14 protein-coding genes are annotated in these 14,506 nt (G+C 41.7%); 7 read left to right on the top strand and 7 right to left on the bottom strand.

The window, feature by feature from the left end; all coding sequences use genetic code 11:
• Positions 1–103: 103 nt before the first annotated feature.
• Positions 104–916, bottom strand: a complete 813-nt coding sequence (locus ACEYW6_RS06790) for a methyltransferase domain-containing protein (RefSeq protein WP_412979117.1) — start codon at positions 914–916, stop codon at positions 104–106.
• Positions 917–1,348: 432 nt separating this feature from the next.
• Between ACEYW6_RS06790 and ACEYW6_RS06785 the strand changes: the two genes are divergently transcribed.
• Complete coding sequence (locus tag ACEYW6_RS06785) at positions 1,349–1,474, top strand: hypothetical protein (RefSeq protein ID WP_412979116.1); 126 nt, start codon at positions 1,349–1,351, stop codon at positions 1,472–1,474.
• Between the two features lie 279 nt (positions 1,475–1,753).
• Here the strand turns inward: ACEYW6_RS06785 and rtcA are convergent, their stop codons facing one another.
• From rtcA to ACEYW6_RS06755, 6 genes are all read right to left on the bottom strand, one after another.
• On the bottom strand, positions 1,754–2,800 hold the full coding sequence (gene rtcA / locus ACEYW6_RS06780; protein WP_412979115.1) for an RNA 3'-terminal phosphate cyclase: 1,047 nt from the start codon (positions 2,798–2,800) through the stop codon (positions 1,754–1,756).
• 260 nt (positions 2,801–3,060) lie between these two features.
• Positions 3,061–4,404 carry an FAD-binding oxidoreductase gene (locus ACEYW6_RS06775; protein ID WP_412979114.1) on the bottom strand — a complete coding sequence of 448 codons (1,344 nt, stop codon included), beginning with the start codon at positions 4,402–4,404 and terminating at the stop codon, positions 3,061–3,063.
• Positions 4,405–4,522: 118 nt separating this feature from the next.
• Positions 4,523–5,350, bottom strand: coding sequence for an ABC transporter permease (locus tag ACEYW6_RS06770; protein WP_412979113.1), 828 nt, complete (start codon positions 5,348–5,350; stop codon positions 4,523–4,525).
• Positions 5,351–5,364: 14 nt separating this feature from the next.
• Positions 5,365–6,129: an ABC transporter ATP-binding protein gene (locus tag ACEYW6_RS06765; RefSeq protein ID WP_412979112.1), complete on the bottom strand. Its 765-nt coding sequence runs from the start codon at positions 6,127–6,129 to the stop codon at positions 5,365–5,367.
• A gap of 30 nt (positions 6,130–6,159) precedes the next feature.
• Positions 6,160–7,224, bottom strand: a complete 1,065-nt coding sequence (locus tag ACEYW6_RS06760; protein ID WP_412979111.1) for an ABC transporter substrate-binding protein — start codon at positions 7,222–7,224, stop codon at positions 6,160–6,162.
• Positions 7,225–7,245: 21 nt separating this feature from the next.
• Positions 7,246–7,728 carry a tetratricopeptide repeat protein gene (locus ACEYW6_RS06755; protein WP_114084950.1) on the bottom strand — a complete coding sequence of 161 codons (483 nt, stop codon included), beginning with the start codon at positions 7,726–7,728 and terminating at the stop codon, positions 7,246–7,248.
• A gap of 255 nt (positions 7,729–7,983) precedes the next feature.
• Between ACEYW6_RS06755 and ACEYW6_RS06750 the strand changes: the two genes are divergently transcribed.
• The 6 genes from ACEYW6_RS06750 (at position 7,984) to ACEYW6_RS06725 (ending at position 14,460) form a co-directional block, all read left to right on the top strand.
• Positions 7,984–9,240, top strand: coding sequence for a GTP cyclohydrolase II (locus ACEYW6_RS06750; RefSeq protein WP_412979110.1), 1,257 nt, complete (start codon positions 7,984–7,986; stop codon positions 9,238–9,240).
• An 18-nt stretch (positions 9,241–9,258) separates the two neighbouring features.
• Positions 9,259–10,509 carry a URC4/urg3 family protein gene (locus ACEYW6_RS06745; protein ID WP_412979109.1) on the top strand — a complete coding sequence of 417 codons (1,251 nt, stop codon included), beginning with the start codon at positions 9,259–9,261 and terminating at the stop codon, positions 10,507–10,509.
• Between the two features lie 200 nt (positions 10,510–10,709).
• A complete protein-coding gene (locus tag ACEYW6_RS06740; RefSeq protein ID WP_412979108.1) occupies positions 10,710–11,969 on the top strand; it encodes a proton extrusion protein PcxA in 1,260 nt (419 codons plus the stop codon).
• Between the two features lie 205 nt (positions 11,970–12,174).
• Positions 12,175–12,651: a hypothetical protein gene (locus tag ACEYW6_RS06735; protein ID WP_412979107.1), complete on the top strand. Its 477-nt coding sequence runs from the start codon at positions 12,175–12,177 to the stop codon at positions 12,649–12,651.
• A 129-nt stretch (positions 12,652–12,780) separates the two neighbouring features.
• Positions 12,781–13,650, top strand: coding sequence for a polyphosphate kinase 2 family protein (locus ACEYW6_RS06730; RefSeq protein ID WP_412979106.1), 870 nt, complete (start codon positions 12,781–12,783; stop codon positions 13,648–13,650).
• Positions 13,651–13,794: 144 nt separating this feature from the next.
• Positions 13,795–14,460: a chemotaxis protein CheB gene (locus ACEYW6_RS06725; RefSeq protein WP_412979105.1), complete on the top strand. Its 666-nt coding sequence runs from the start codon at positions 13,795–13,797 to the stop codon at positions 14,458–14,460.
• Positions 14,461–14,506: the final 46 nt, after the last annotated feature.

Raw genomic sequence — 14,506 nt, 5'->3', positions numbered from 1 at the left:
GAGGTGGGTTTAGTCTGTATAGTTGCGACTTCTAGTCGCCCGGTGAGTAATAAGCTGCCGTCGCTATGCCGTGATGCTAACTTCTGTTGTCATTGTTTTGCCATCACGTTTCTAGCTTACGGCCAACCATATACCACAAACCCACGGCATAGCGAATGTAATTGAGTTCTGTAAAACCTGCTTTGGCAAACTCGTACTCGAAGTTGAAATGGATAAAGTCATCCAACCACGGTTCTTGAAAAGAAGCGCTCAGGGCGTATTCACCACGATAGGTGTCAGCATATAGTACCCAACCTCCGGGTTTGGTGATCCGGTACATCTCTTTAAGAATCTTAGGCGTCCACTCTTTAGGTGTCTCGTGGAAGAGTAGTGATGATGTGACAATATCAAAAGAGTTGTCAGGGTAACCAGTATGACGAGCGTCCACTTGCTCAAACGAAGCCCGCTCACTAAATCCAGCCTTGTTAAACTTGTGCTGACTAATCACCAGCATGTAAGGCGAAACATCAGTAACGCGAAAATTCGCCTGTGGAAACCGCCGTGCCAAGGCCAGCGCTCCCTCAGCCGTACCTGCACCAAGCTCTAATACCGTCTCAATTTGAGTGTCTTCAGGAATGAATTCAGCCATTTTCTCGCGCAACTGCTGGCAACTAACTTTGTGGCTGAGGGGAATAATGGCATCCATAGCAGCATCCCAGGCTAAACAAGACTGAGGGTTGGTGTAGGAATCGGTTAGGCCATGAATGGGAGCGTGAATGTAGTCAGGGTAATATTCATGTTCGGTATGGTAGCCTTTGAGTTCCTCTTCCCAATTAATGGAGGCATATTCCTGCATTACTGAGGGCATGGCTGCGGTAATGCGTTGCATCACCTCGGTTCGATACGCTTCTTTCTCCTGTGCAGTCCATCTTGGCATAAATGAATATCTCCTACTTACACTCGTTGCTGGCGTTTCTATACTCAAACCTAAGAACGAGAAATAAACTGCAAATACAATATAGTCTAGTCTCTTTTTTGTATGAGATGCCGATCGTTTCTAGGGGGTGCTTTGCGCCATCGCCTGAAAACTTTAGTTTAGATGTAGTTGCCGAAAATTTTAATGGGTGCGATCGTCTATTAATAACTCATCCACGAGTATCAAAGACTCATTCACGAGTATAAAAGACTCATCCACGAGTATCAAAGACTCATCCACGAGTATCAAAGACTCATCCGCGAGTATAAAAGACTCGTCCGCGAGTATAAAAGACTCGTTCGCGAGTATAAAAGACTCGTCCGCGAGTATCAAAGACTCGTCCGCGAATATCAAAGACTCATCCGCGAGTATAAAAGACTCATTAGCAAAGTTATGGCACTTATTCAAGAGTATGATTTGCTAGGTACAAGAGTTCTACACCTAATTGGCACAGCCAACGACAAACATCTCTCTGCTCAATGCCTAATTTCTTGTATTTGCGATCGCAAACTGACTTAACCTAAATATATGCCTTTAGCAGAGGTAAATTCAAAAGCTATGTTCGATATTTAATTAAATAGTAAGTCTTAGGAACAACTGAACTCAGTCTCAAACCCACTTGTAGTCACCTTGTTAATTTGTCAGTTGCTTATTCTTACAACAAATCAGGCTTTACGGGATTGATTGCAAATCCTCCTAGATAAAGTATCAAAAGTTTTCTGTCTCCGCTTATAAAAGCTCCTTTGCCTCATTTCTATGAGTTGAAATGAGGCAATTTTCTATGTAGCTATAGTTAATTTAAATAGTCAAACTCTTTACCGATACTATTTTCTCAGCTTGATCTACCGTAATTTGCGCCAGACCAAATTGTTCAATTACAGCTGCATTTGTTGTCAAATGTCTACTTACCTCAGCTACCCGGTACTGACTTTCTTGTGACGCTAAAGCAGCTGGCAATAATAACTGATCTGCTAAATGTTCATCCACTGGTGCACCAGTTTGATGAAACTCAAGCAGCTGCTGACAAGCAATTTCTGCAACTGTTTCCGCCGACAACCGTAATCGCCCAAACCCACCAAAGCCAGTCAAGCTGTTCTGATACTCAGCAGTTAAAAAAATACCCGCCCCAGGTGCCACACCTCTTTCTCGCAAAGTCTGTACATGAACTTTCAAATGGGCTTCTCGTAATAAATTCTCGGCACGATTTGCCATCCGTTGCGGAATATGGGAAGGCAATTCTGTCACCACTGCTAGTCCCCGTACCTGTTGTAACTCTCCTCGTTCCAGCAAGTTGATCCCGCTGAGTTTACCACCGCCACTCACCTGCAACTCTACCTCTCCTCCACCTTGGGGAAACCACCCCCAAGCCCCTAACTTGACTTGGGCTTCTACACCCATGCGTTGCAATATTGGTAAATAAACTTGCTCAATGTACGTCACTGTCGGACTAAAGTTTACATGAGTTCCACCCTTTAGCGTTACTTGGGAATTGCCCGATGCTAGTGCCAAAGGTAAGAGAATTGTCTGTAAAACTAGAGCGATCGCACCCGCAGAACCACCAACTTGTGCTTTACTAACATCAAAGGTATAAGTTCCAGCTTGCACAGCACTACCTGGGATGAATTCCAGCAGCGTTGAACCCAAAGCATCACCCTGTAGTTGGGCATTACAAATTCTTGCCGCAGCCCGCACTGCGGTTAAATGTTGTGCTGCTAATCCTGGTTTTTTGCGTCCAGCGCGAATGCCTGCAATTCGTATGGGTTCGCCAGTGATGGCCGCTAGACTTAAGGAAGTGCGAAGAACTTGTCCGCCTCCCTCTCCGTAGGAACCGTCAATTTCAATCATGGGCGATTTTGGGATGTTGGATTTTGGGTTATCCCCACGGCTCTTAAAATCAAACCACAAATTATAAACGCCTAACAACTAGCTTTTTCAAGCGAGGTTACACAAATATACACAAAAAGTTCTAATAAGCTGTTACGCATTTAATTTGTACATTTACCTGATGACTGATGACTGTTAACCGTCAACAGTCAACAGTTAACGACAATCAAGAATATTTATATACTTTAGACGCGCATCAGCTTATGTGTTTCTGTATTTTGCTAATTTTGAATTTGGAATTGAAGAACCTTGCTTTTACCGGGGTTCATCAACCCATAGGGATCAACTATTTCTTTAAATTTTAACTGCTCAGGGTCAATAACTTTTCTGCCGCCGTCTTCAATAATATATGTGTGGGGATTTGCAATACTCACACCCTGTTCTTCGTGATAGCGGATAATCTCGTTGAGGCGTTCTTCTGTGGTGTAGCGCACAAGTTGCAAAGCACCAGGAACTACGGCACCGTTCACTCGAAAAAATTCCAAATGCATCATTACTTCATCGCCAAAGTGATGATACATATGCTCTACTACTTGCAAACTGCGCTCGCGAGGAAACATACTTTGTAAGTAGGTAATTGCAGTATCTACACTCCGGGCGTGTAAGGTAGTGTGGTTCCAGCAAAATTCTGCTAAATGTGTCCCTTTCCCCGCTTCCTGTGCTGGTTTTTCATAAGTAGTTTTGCCGCCATATTGCTGCACCAAACCTGGTAAGAATTCCAAACTCGATTCAGCAACTATCAAAAATACTGGGTGAGTCCCTTCAGGAATGTACTGTTGTAGGGCGTGAAAGTATTGGGGAATTTGGGATGCAAAGACAGAAATCAACTTCTTAATCATGCCATCAGCATTACCAACAGCCTGACCAAACTTTGCTGCTGTCATAAACTCGTCAAAGGTGACAATGACTTCTGCCCAAGGATAAGCTGGCCCCAAGGGGATTTCCACTTCGGTGATGATGCCGTTAATTCCCCAAGCATGATTCACCTTTTGCACATCGTCGCCGCGTAATTCGATCACACGGGGTTCATCTTCTACAGTTACCACCCGCAATGCTAGGATATTACCGCGATCGCCTAGTAATCCATATTGTATTGAGCCAATGCCCCCACTCCCCCCAGCAATAAATCCGCCAATTGTCGCTGTGCGGTACGTGGAGGGTGCCATACGGATTTCCCAGCCGATTTCTCTGGTTTTTTTATCCAAAGCCGCCAACTTCACCCCAGCTTCTACCCGCGCTACCCCCGGTTTCACCCAAAGAATCTCTTGCATCCGCGTCATATCTAAAATTACGCCACCATGCAACGGTACGCACTGTCCATAATTTCCAGTTCCCGCACCCCGCACTGTTACGGGTACACGGTGTTTCGCGCAGGCGGCTGCAACTTTTAAAACCTCAGCTTCATTGGCGGGACGCACTACGATATCCCCGACTTTTCCCTCTAGTTTCGGCGCTAGCACCGGGCTAAAGGTGTGATAATCTTGAGATAATTTTGCGACTTGGGCAGAGTCGGTGATGGTTTCTATGCCTTCTAGAGAATTAATTAGAGCATTTAATGTTGTCATAGCTTATATCCTTATTTTTAACGCAGAGGGACGCTGAGGGAAGCGCAAAGGTTCGCAGAGAATTAACTCCTCTGCGTTCCTTTGCGTAAACCTTTGCGTTCCTCTGCGTTTTAAAATCTTAATTCTCATGTTTCACAGCACTTTCATGCCACTTACTTAATATAAAGTCAGATAGGGCGCTCAAGCTGACAAAAATTAATACACCCAACCCGGTTGTGAGGAATAATGCTGCAAACATCCGAGGAATTTGTAAATTGTAGCTGGAGATTAAAATTCGGTAAGCAATGCCAGATTTTGCCCCACCAGTCCCGGCGACAAATTCAGCTACGACTGCGCCAATTAATGCTAAACCACCGCTAATTTTTAAACCGCCTAAGAAATAGGGCATGGCGCTAGGTAAGCGCAGATACAGCAGAGTTTGCCAGCGAGAAGCTTTGTAAAGTTGAAATAGGTTGAGCAAGTTTCGGTCAACGCTGTTGAGTCCTAATGTAGTGTTGGATACGATGGGGAAAAAGGCGACAATCCAGGCACAAACTACTAAAGCGGCGAAGGTGTTATTTTTTAGCCAGAGAATTATTAAGGGTGCGATCGCAACTATCGGAGTTGTTTGTAAAATGACTGCATAGGGAAATAAACTGCGTTCAATCCATTTACTTTGGGTGAACAAAATCGCCATGAGTAAACCAGAAATAGCTGCTGCAATAAAAGCAACGACTGTGATTTGCAGTGTAATTAATAGTGATGGAAAAAGCTCGTTCCAGTCAGTAATTAAGGTTTTAAATACTAATAAAGGGCCAGGAAGGATATAAGGTGGTAGATGTGTTAACCGTACAAATATATCCCATAAAAATAATGCTATAATGCCAACTCCCATCGGTGCCAAAACGTCAGCAGAAAGAAACTTGCTCGATGTCTTTTGTGATTGGGTACGACGGATGAATAGCATATAACTTAAAAATTTTAAATTGGCGCAAAGTTCATAGCTTTAGCTAGATGCTGAGAAATTTCACGGCAATATTGGTTATACAGCAATGATGTGCGAAAGTCATCGTTACGGGGGTAGGGAACATCAATTTCTACATCTGCTACAATCCTTCCGGGACTTATCCCCATGACTAGCACCCGATTTGATAAATACACTGCTTCGTAAATATTGTGAGTAACAAAAACCACCGTCCAGCGTTCTTGAAGCCACAAATCGAGTAAATCACCATTGAGTTTGCTACGAGTAATTTCATCTAATGCCCCAAATGGTTCATCCATCAATAGGATATTTGGCTGAGTAACTAATGCCCTAGCAATCGATACCCGCATCTTCATCCCACCTGATAACTGGCGGGGATAGTTATCCTGAAAGCCTTCTAATCCTACTAGTTCTAATGTCTGCTGTACCAATGCTTGGCTGTCTTTTTTGGACATTTTCGCCAACTTCAGCGGTAGGCGCACATTCTCCCTGACATTTGTCCAAGGCATGAGCGCGGCATCTTGGAAAACAAAAGCCAGTTTTCTTGCTTGCTGAGTTATACCCCAGTCAATACTACCAGAACTTATGCGTCCTAATCCGGCAATCAGGCGCAGGACTGTACTTTTACCGCACCCGGAGGGGCCAACTAAACTAACAAATTGCGACTCTGGAATTCCTAAATTCAGGTCTTGCAGGGCAACAGTGCCATTGGTGTAGACCTTGCTAATCTGATTGAGTGTGATAATGGGACGGTTGCTCATTCAAAAATCTGGAGAATAGCAAGCGATCGCTTACGTCTTGTAATAGCCTACCCCTTTATTCACAAATTGCAAGGTGTATGCGTCTTTGTAATTAACATTAGATTTAGAAATCTTAGTATCAACCATGCTGTCAAAGAGTGATTTCCACTTTGTGTCGGTCATCGCCCCAATGCCTTGTTTTTCTGAGGCATCAGAAAGGATAATTCCATATTCTTTTAGCTTTTCAATACTATAGACAAGTTGCTCATCCGTCATTTCTGGATTATCTTTTTTAATTAACTCATTACCTGGTTGGGGATTTTCCAGGTAGCTATACCAACCTTTAATTGAGGCATCAACAAATCGTTCTACTAATTCAGGATTTTTTTCTACTAGTTCTTTTTTGGTTTCAATAGTGGTTGCATACGGTTGATAGCCATAATCTGCTAATAAAAATACCACTGGCTTAAAACCGCCCTGCTTTTCAATCGCAAAGGGTTCAGACGTAATATAACCTTGCTGGGCTGAGTTTTTGTCAGTTAAAAAAGGAGCAGGATTAAAGTTGTAAGGGCGCTTTTGATCGTCGGTAAAACCGTACTTTGCTTCCAGTAAAGGCCAATAGGTAATGTTAGCAGAAGCGGAGACATAAATTGGTTTGCCTTTGAGGTCGGCAAGGGTTTTAATTGCTGGGTTGGGATGTGTAATAAGACACCAAGGGTCTTTCTGGAAAATTGCTGCGACTGTGATTTTAGGAATACCTTGTGCTATGGCGTTCACGGCATCCATGCCATAACCCATAAAGAAATCTACCGCATCCCCCATCAACAATTGAGTACCACTAGGAACCTGCGGGCCACCCATTTTGATAATGACATCTAAACCGTAGTCTTTGTAGATACCAGTGGCGATCGCTTGGTAAAATCCGCCGTGTTCTGCTTGTGCTATCCAGTTTGTACCAAAGGTAACTTTATCCAACTGAGAATTGCTAGTTGACGGTTGGTTGCTGTTAGAACAAGCAGCAATTAAGCTACTACCAATCCAGATAGAACCGTATTGAATAAAATCGCGGCGACTAAAGCGATGAATTGCTGTTGATGAGGGTAATGACGGATTCATAAAACAATATAATGCTCTCTCCTATCTGCCGTTGTAGCTGAATCTAAATGTACATTCTAGAATCAACTTTTGATTCACTAGCGAATAGGGCTGAATTTCTAGAGCACGTTTAAAAGCTCTGATAGCTTCACCATACTCTCCTAGTGCCGCATAACACAAACCCATTCCGTGAAGCGCCCCAAAATGTATCGGATTTATCTGCACAACCATCTGACAATCTGCCAGAGATTTTTGATAATCACCAATACTGTAATAGAGGAAAGCCCGGCGATTCCAAGCTTCGGCAAAATCCGGCTGGTCTTTGATTAGTGCAGTCAATGCTGTTTCGGCTTCAGCAATTTCACCTGCATCCAGTAGCTTTTGACTGCGATCAATTATTTCCAGCCCATAGATTCCCTTTTGCTGAAACCAAATCCGCCAGATTTTTCTGGTTGCCTTATCCCGGACTGTGGCATCGGGGTTTTTCAACTCTTCAAGTAAGGAATTGATAGATAAAGAATCCATGAATTTGAGATCAGTGAATATACCTTTGTATTAACTTTCTCACAAAATATATCTATTAATTCATTTTTAAAGTCATCTTTAAATTTGCACTGATTAATTGCTATTTATGAATTTTCTGTGTTATTTATTGTATTCAGTAATATGACTAATACCACGCTAGTCATTGAGAGCCATAAAAATAAAAACTGACTAGAGGTAGTTGACAGATCCCTAGTGAGTAATAGCTGATAAAAACATCCCTAAAAAATAATGATTATGCCAAAGCAAAACGACGTTTCCAGGCATATTGTTCTTACTTCCCATCCTAGTAGCTTTGGCCCTAAACCAATCCCCATTAAATGGGGAGCAGCCAATCCTATGGAACGCGGGCCGATTATTGCTACGCTAACTAAGCAGGCACATCGCAACGTGATTGGCACTCACTCTGGCAGTTATGCAATTTATCGTGCTCTAGCAGTGGCTAGCGGTGCTTTGCAGTCAGATCATCGAGCGGATCTGACTAATACATCCCCAGTAGAGCATATTGGGCCTCACCCTAGTTGGGCTGACCCTAATAAAATAGTATCCCTCGACCCCTTTGGAGGTATCGCATCTGAGATGTTCGCATTCTATTGCCAACAGGGATATGATATTCGTCCAACGATCGCCATCACTCAAGCTCACATCAATATGCCAGAACTGCAAGATGCAGTAGACAAAGGTCGTTTGCAGGTAGATGGCAAGATTATGAAACCAGGCGGTGATTTGGTTGTCACCAAAGCCGCAGTTGAACCTGTTTGGTATTTACCAGGAATTGCCAAGCGTTTTGGTATTGCAGAAGCACAGTTGCGTCGCGCTTTATTTGAACAAACTGGGGGGATGTTTCCAGAATTGGTGACGCGATCAGATTTGGAGGTGTTTTTGCCGCCAATTGGGGGTGTGACAGTATATATTATCGGTGATTTGGCTGCGATCGCTGATCCCAACAAACCTGTAGCTGTGCGGGTTCATGATGAATGCAATGGTTCTGATGTGTTTGGCTCAGATATCTGCACCTGTCGCCCATATTTGGTACATGGAATTGAAGTGTGCGTCCAAACGGCACAGGAAGGCGGTGTCGGTATAATTGTCTATTGTCGCAAAGAAGGTCGCGCTTTAGGAGAAGTGACGAAGTTCTTAGTTTACAATGCTCGGAAGCGTCAAGAAGGAGGCGATCGCGCTGATGCCTACTTTACTCGTACAGAATGTGTCGCCGGAGTGGAAGATATGCGGTTTCAAGAATTGATGCCGGATGTGTTGCATTGGTTGGGCATTACCCGTATTGATCGGATGGTATCGATGAGTAATATGAAGTACAACGCCATAATTCAGTCGGGAATTGAGATTGTGGAAAGAATACCAATCCCAGAGGATTTGATTCCCCCAGATGCACGGGTAGAAATGGAGGCTAAGAAAGCTGCTGGATATTACACTACAGGGGATGTGTTAGATGCAAATGGTTTGGCTGATGTGAAGGGACGGACTTTAGATTAGTCAAGAGGCGTAGGGAACATGCCCGTCCCCCTACGGATGATTTACAGGAGTTCTAGAGTGGAAGAGAGAAAATTAATCGCATATCTTCGTTCTCCTGTGGCGATTCGGGAACGTTGTGGGCAACTGTTTGCATTGGTAATTGAGGGAGAGTCGCGTTATTTTACTTGCGATTTAACGCAGTTGACAAAGGTAGCAGATTATGTAATTGAAGTCATGCGCTGCGAGTACCCTAATCTCGAAATTCCGTTTCACAGTCGTTGGCGACATTTTGAGGTTGGGGGTGTACCGCGTTTAGCCCAGTTAGATAGCCAGTTAGCGGGACTAACGCCTCTAGAAAAAGCTGCTGCTAAGTTTGATTTGGCAATCGTCAGTGTCTTGTTAGATGCTGGTGCGGGGAATAATTGGCGCTATGATGAGCAGGAAACCGGGTTAAATTTGGTGCGATCGGAAGGGTTGGCTGTAGCCAGTTTCCAAATGTTTTGTCAAGGGACTTTTTCGAGTAATAATTTGCCTCAGGTAGATGCTCAAAGATTGCAAGCATTCACAGAAACAGAATTCACAACTGGGTTTCAGGTAAATACAGAAAATCCTTTGGTGGGAATTTCTGGACGTTTGAGATTATTACAAAAATTAGGTCAAGTTTTAGTCTCTTCACCTTATTTGTTTGGCGATGAAAAGCCTCGTCCAGGGAATTTGATAAATTATTTGTTGGGCAAATCTCAAAACGGACAGTTAGCAGCTGCAACTGTTTTCAGTTCCGTTTTGGAAGGACTGAGTGAAATTTGGCCTAGCAGATTAGAAGTTGCTGGGGTGAATTTGGGAGATGTTTGGCAACATCCAGCGGTTGCAGATGATGGTTTAGTGCCATTTCACAAATTGTCTCAGTGGCTGACATACTCTTTATTAGAACCACTACAAGAACTCGGTTTAGTAATTACTGGTTTAGATGCCCTGACTGGACTACCAGAATATCGGAATGGGGGATTGTGTATTGATTTGGGACTGATTAATCCGAAACATCCAGATGTTTTGCGATCGCCCCACTCAGTAGCATCAGAAGTTATAGTTGAATGGCGTGCCTTGACTGTGATTCTCTTGGATAAAATTGCCGCCACAGTGCGCGGAAAGTTGGGTATGAGTCCCGAAGAACTACCACTAGTAAAAATTCTGCAAGGGGGAACCTGGACAGCAGGGCGTAAAATTGCCGCTGAACTCAGAATAGCTGGTACATCCCCTATCCAAATAGATAGTGATGGTACAGTATTCTAGCTATGAACTACTACCGAACGATTTAAAATTAGAGAAAATAGCCCTTTACCTGTAGCTAATCCTCTAATAGGTGTACAGTCTAAATAATATATTTATCTAATATGTGTTGAGTACTAGTTAATAATAATTTAAACTAGATCTTACCCATTTTTCATGCTTATATAACTATAATGCATATGCTATAAATAGCCATATATATCATGAAAAATTCATTAGCTGAAACAGCAAATTTACTTCGCCAAAATATCAAAGAATATTTGCGATCGCTTAACCATTGGTTTTTAGATACACCAGAAAGGGCACTATTAGAAGCTCAACAAGCAGCCCAAAGAATTAAAAACATTGAGATAGAACATTTTAATGGTGAAAAAATATCTACAAAATCAGTAAATTATACTGAAAATGTAATGTCTTATTGGCAAGGATACCTTAATAAAAATTTAACTATTATCAAAATAAGACTTGTAGAATTTCGCCTTAGTCGGAGAACTTTAAATATTTCTAATTCTGTATTGTTAGAAAATTTGAAAATTATTGATGAAGTTGTAGAAAAGTACGCTATCAAAGATGAACTAATTAACCAAAGTGCATTAAAATCAAATCTTCAAACCATAAAACTTAAGCAAAGCAGTATTATCAATGATATCAAACCCACACCTTCATCTCAAAAAGCTGAAGTTTTTCCGAGGTCTATTGGTAAAACAGTTAATAGGATTAAAGCAGATTTAACACCACAGGCAGAAGAAGAATTTGTTAGAAATCACCGTTTTTCTAGAAATAGGACAAGAATTGCCCTAAAATTTTTGTTAACCTTAATTATCCTACCGATTTTAACTCAGTATTTATCTAAAGAATTTTTAGTAATTCCTATATTAGAAAAAAATAGAGTAAATAATACAACTCAAATTTTTATCAATTCCGATATGGAAAAAGAAGCTCTCCATAAATTATATAATTTTCAACAAAATTTGAGGTTTGAATATTTACTAAATCAAGCACCACCAATTTCTTCAGAGGGAATAAAACAAAAAATAAAAGACAAAGCTATTGAGATATCTGAGGAATTACACATAAAAAACAATAGTGCTGTTAGTAATATTTTTGCTGACTTAATATCACTAATTTGTTTCAGCATTTTTGTCGCTCTGAGTAAAAGAGAAATTGTCCTTGTCAAGTCTTTTATAGATAATATTGTTTATGGACTTAGTGATAGTGCTAAGGCTTTTTTAATTATTCTCTTTACAGATATATTCGTAGGGTTTCACTCACCAGATGGCTGGGAGATTATTCTTGAAGGATTGGCAGAACACTTAGGAGTGGCAGCCAGTAGAAACGCCATATTTTTATTTATTGCGACATTTCCTGTGATTTTAAACACTATCTTTAAATACTGGATATTCAGCTATCTGAGCCGCTTATCTCCGTCGGCATTAGCTACATTAAAAGAGATGGACGAATAATTCGTAGTTTCCCCACACAAAAATTCGTTTGTTCTGAACAAAAATGTGTTTTATCACAACTAAATTGAGTGACTCTAAAATATTAATTACTAACTACGAATTACATAGCTTGCTTCCCGCCTTTAGCGAGTATTACTAATTATTTTGGCGTATTTGTCTCCTGATTCGCTAGGCTATATATATCCTGGTTCTTCCGAAGCGTACTATGGATTTTGAAAGCAAAGCTAATGCCCCAACTCCCACAGACAACATAGAGTTTGCTCAACCAACTACTACCCGTAAGCCATTGGAATTGCTGCGAGATACTGAGGCTTTACTACGCCGCCCAACCGTAGCAACACTATCGCCGATTTTGCCACCAAAACTGAGCAGTAAATTCCAAGCGACCTCATCTTTAGCGGATGACTCCTTTAAGGAACTGGCAGAAATTGACCTAGATACTATTAGTGATTTTGAACTGCGACCTGCACGAATTCTTGTTGGCTTAAGCCTTGTTGGTTTTGGGGCGCTCATGATATTAGTGCTGCTACTGTACTTAAACACGTTGCGTCCAGAACTCAGGACGGGTGAGCAGATTCGGCAATACTGGTATCAATATGTTTGGTTTGTTAGTTTGGGTGTTACAGGGATGTTTATGTTGGGCCGTGAAGCGATGCGTCCTATGCCAAAGCGGCGAAAATGAAAGGTGGCAAGTGCTGAGTCAAAATTTATCGATTTGAAATTAAAATTCTTTAATTAAGAAATCGTAACTTTAAAAAATTAGTACTTCACAATATGCTTGGGTATAAGCAGCCGTTAGGAAGTTTTATACATGAATTATGATGCTTTCATTGTTCCACCAGGTTCAAAGATTTCTCTGAAAAAAAACTATGACCCAGCTTATAAGACTGATTTTCATCAAAAAGCTGATGCTGCAATCAAACTACAGGCAGATATTGAACGACTAGCTAATTATCAAAATATTCTCTACGCTCAAAACACCTATGCTTTGCTGATTATTTTTCAAGCAATGGATGCTGCTGGTAAAGATAGCACAATTAAACATGTGACATCTGGTGTGAACCCCCAAGGATTTCAGGTGTTTAGTTTCAAGGCCCCCAGTGCGGAAGAATTAGACCATGACTACCTGTGGCGAACAACTAAGGCTTTGCCAGAAAGAGGTCGAATTGGGATATTCAACCGCTCATACTATGAAGAAGTGCTTGTGGCTCGTGTCCATCCAGAGATGCTGAAAAAGCAACAACTTCCCCACTTCCCTGAGGGAAATCAGATATGGAAACAACGCTTTGAAGAAATTAATAACTTTGAAAAATATTTAGTAGACAATGGTGTGATCATCCTGAAGTTCTTTCTGAATGTCTCTAAATCAGAGCAGAAAAAACGTTTTTTAGAACGGATTGAATCTCCTGAAAAACATTGGAAGTTTTCGGATAGCGATGTCCGAGAACGAGCTTTTTGGGATGATTATATGAATGCTTATGAAGAAGTTTTTAATTACACGAGTACAAAATGGGCCCCGTGGTATATTATTCCTGCCGATCGCAAATGGTTTACACGCCTAGTAGTCGCTAATATTATCTGCACAAAATTACAAGAATTAAATCTGCAATACCCGACAGTTAGTGAAGAACATAGGCTGCAACTTTTGCAGGCGAAACGCATTCTAGAAGAGGAAAATTAACCAATGAACTTAACAGATAAAGGCAAAAAAAGGAAATTAGTTAAAATATACTGTATAATTTATTTAAGCAAAGATGCATAATTTTAAATACATTAATCCTCTCTGTATCTAATAATTTTGGTTGGTACTGACAGCCGAAAAATCATGATTCAGATGGCAGAAGATACCAACAATCATCCACCTCACTTTACTAATGCTGCCTTTGATATAGTGGCGATCGCAGCCTCAGCCGGTGGGTTGGCTGCTCTAGTTAAAGTGCTATCGACTCTACCCGCAAAATTCCCAGCCGCGATCGCTGTTGTGCAACACCTCGCTCCCGAACATCGCTCACTCATGGCAGAAATTCTCAGTCGGCGCACGCCTCTTACTGTCAAACAGGCAAAGGAGGGAGATTGTCTTACCCCAGGAACGGCTTACATTGCTCCACCCAATCGTCACTTGTTGGTTAACGGTGATGGCACGCTTTCCTTATCACAGTCGGAATTAGTCCATTTTTTACGTCCTTCGGCTGACCTATTATTTGAATCGGTTGCAGCCAGTTACAAAAATAGAGCGATCGCTGTTGTGCTAACTGGAACAGGTAGCGATGGTGCGATGGGAGTAGAGGGAATTAAAAAAATGGGCGGTACTGTTATTGCCCAAGACGTAAAAACCGCCGAATTTTCCGGGATGCCCTCCGCCGCAATTCAAACTGGTAACGTAGATTTTATTCTCCCCCTGGATGAAATCTCCAGCGCCCTGGTGACTTTAGTCATGGGTATTGAATCAACTGAGATATTGCACCAGTCCCAACAACCACCTCAGAATTAATTCTGAGGCTAATAGCTAAAGTCTTCTAACGAAAACTAAATAAATA

Source organism: Nostoc sp. UIC 10607, from assembly GCF_047228265.1.
Lineage (GTDB): Bacteria > Cyanobacteriota > Cyanobacteriia > Cyanobacteriales > Nostocaceae > Nostoc > Nostoc foliaceum_A.
Note: the sequence above shows the minus strand (reverse complement) of the source record. Positions and strands in the feature narration are given on the sequence as shown.

What these genes read in the sequence shown, in the direction of transcription:
- ACEYW6_RS06765 (WP_412979112.1), bottom strand. Translation starts at nt 6,129, where the DNA reads ATGAGCAACCGTCCCATTATCACACTCAATCAGATTAGCAAGGTCTAC.
- ACEYW6_RS06790 (WP_412979117.1), bottom strand. Translation starts at nt 916, where the DNA reads ATGCCAAGATGGACTGCACAGGAGAAAGAAGCGTATCGAACCGAGGTG.
- ACEYW6_RS06725 (WP_412979105.1), top strand. Translation starts at nt 13,795, where the DNA reads ATGATTCAGATGGCAGAAGATACCAACAATCATCCACCTCACTTTACT.
- ACEYW6_RS06730 (WP_412979106.1), top strand. Translation starts at nt 12,781, where the DNA reads ATGAATTATGATGCTTTCATTGTTCCACCAGGTTCAAAGATTTCTCTG.
- ACEYW6_RS06785 (WP_412979116.1), top strand. Translation starts at nt 1,349, where the DNA reads ATGGCACTTATTCAAGAGTATGATTTGCTAGGTACAAGAGTTCTACAC.
- ACEYW6_RS06775 (WP_412979114.1), bottom strand. Translation starts at nt 4,404, where the DNA reads ATGACAACATTAAATGCTCTAATTAATTCTCTAGAAGGCATAGAAACC.
- ACEYW6_RS06740 (WP_412979108.1), top strand. Translation starts at nt 10,710, where the DNA reads ATGAAAAATTCATTAGCTGAAACAGCAAATTTACTTCGCCAAAATATC.
- ACEYW6_RS06745 (WP_412979109.1), top strand. Translation starts at nt 9,259, where the DNA reads ATGCCCGTCCCCCTACGGATGATTTACAGGAGTTCTAGAGTGGAAGAG.
- rtcA (WP_412979115.1), bottom strand. Translation starts at nt 2,800, where the DNA reads ATGATTGAAATTGACGGTTCCTACGGAGAGGGAGGCGGACAAGTTCTT.
- ACEYW6_RS06755 (WP_114084950.1), bottom strand. Translation starts at nt 7,728, where the DNA reads ATGGATTCTTTATCTATCAATTCCTTACTTGAAGAGTTGAAAAACCCC.
- ACEYW6_RS06735 (WP_412979107.1), top strand. Translation starts at nt 12,175, where the DNA reads ATGGATTTTGAAAGCAAAGCTAATGCCCCAACTCCCACAGACAACATA.
- ACEYW6_RS06750 (WP_412979110.1), top strand. Translation starts at nt 7,984, where the DNA reads ATGCCAAAGCAAAACGACGTTTCCAGGCATATTGTTCTTACTTCCCAT.
- ACEYW6_RS06760 (WP_412979111.1), bottom strand. Translation starts at nt 7,224, where the DNA reads ATGAATCCGTCATTACCCTCATCAACAGCAATTCATCGCTTTAGTCGC.
- ACEYW6_RS06770 (WP_412979113.1), bottom strand. Translation starts at nt 5,350, where the DNA reads ATGCTATTCATCCGTCGTACCCAATCACAAAAGACATCGAGCAAGTTT.